General features: G+C 42.1%; 1 protein-coding gene and 2 pseudogenes. All 3 read left to right on the top strand.

All coding sequences use genetic code 11. The annotated features are described in order from the left end of the window. Positions 1-578, top strand: a pseudogene (locus C5O24_RS13340) (hypothetical protein); the annotation flags it as partial. Then, positions 578-787, top strand: coding sequence for a hypothetical protein (locus C5O24_RS13335; protein ID WP_107681973.1), 210 nt, complete (start codon positions 578-580; stop codon positions 785-787). The pseudogene C5O24_RS13340 and the gene C5O24_RS13335, both read left to right, overlap by 1 nt. Before the next feature lie 12 nt (positions 788-799). Then, positions 800-1395 (top strand): annotated as a pseudogene (locus tag C5O24_RS13330) (hypothetical protein); the annotation flags it as partial.

Raw genomic sequence — 1395 nt, 5'->3', positions numbered from 1 at the left:
CCTTATACAGTGGTGATAAAGTCATAACAACAGGATATAACATAAAATTATTCCGAGTGAATACCGCTACATCATTCACTGAATTGACCGCAGGAGAAGATGAAGTAATCGCTATTGCACCCACTCAGATAACATTAGACTTACGTCTGATTCATAAATCTGATTATGTGATTCGGGCCTATGCGGAAAATAGAGAAGTGGCAATGGTTCAGTTCTCGGTCAATCGTCTGAATCCACGATACACAATCCGAATGACAAACGGAACAGACATTAGCCCATTTGACACGATGCGCTATGACGAGGTTATGGTGGATTATGACGGAAACGTTGTGGATTGTCCGGGTAGCCTTATCAGGATTCTTTGGTATGCTGATACCTACGCTAAAACCAATGTGCTTCTGAATGAGGGTGATGTAACACAGTTTCTTCTTTCATTGACCGGAATAGGCTCGTCTTACAACGATTCGTGGATTGAACTGCATACTATGTCAGAACTCAAGGAAGCACACTGCATTGCAACCGATGAAAACAATGACATCTTTACGGATGAGAATGGTAACGATTTAATTTTCAACTGATGAATTACATAATTGCAGACAAAACAAAGGCCGTTAACTACGGATTCCAAGTTGAAACCCATGTATGTAATGGGGATATGATGTGTATCAATGAAAAGGAATTGATGAACTCGGTTTGTATTTCCGGTACACTTAAAGAACGTGCTGATAAATTGAATGGCGTAGTGTGCGACCAGTATGATGCACTTGCTTTTATCAACAATAAATAAATCTGAAATAATATGTCTTACAGCGCACAAGGTAGTATTACAATTAAGCGATTAAGGAATGGTGATACATTCTTTATTTCGCTTGAAATCGCCAATGGCATCCCCCTCTATCAAGGTGTGGATGACAAGTCAGGCACAGTATCTCCTGATTGGACGGTTGCAGCCAACCAACCTATCATCGTTCCCAATGTGACATCTGCAAGAGGCGCATCTGTGGCTTTGTCATTCCACCAATGGCAATACAACGGAGTCACCCTTAATTTTAATAGTACAACTGATGCGGATGGGTATCGGCTTGACAGTACGGGAGTGTTCAAGATGAACACAACCACCGGGGCATTACGAATCGTTAAGAACCTTGCAAGTTCAACTAATATCGCCAACGATACGCTTTCTTATTCTTGCGTGGCAACCGTAGGCGGTACGGAATACAACCTGCAAAAATCCATCGATGTGCTTATTCAGACTGTCGGTGCTACTTCTTATGCCGGTTATGTAAACGCAACCACCGAGCAGCTTACATCCGACATCACTTCAACCGTGCTTTCCACTAAGTTATGGCTTGGTGCATCGGAACTGACCAACTATTATGTGAAATGGTATAGGGA

Origin of the sequence: Paramuribaculum intestinale, from assembly GCF_003024925.1 — a bacterium.
GTDB lineage: Bacteria > Bacteroidota > Bacteroidia > Bacteroidales > Muribaculaceae > Paramuribaculum > Paramuribaculum intestinale.
This window is presented reverse-complemented; position numbering and strand designations above follow the sequence as displayed.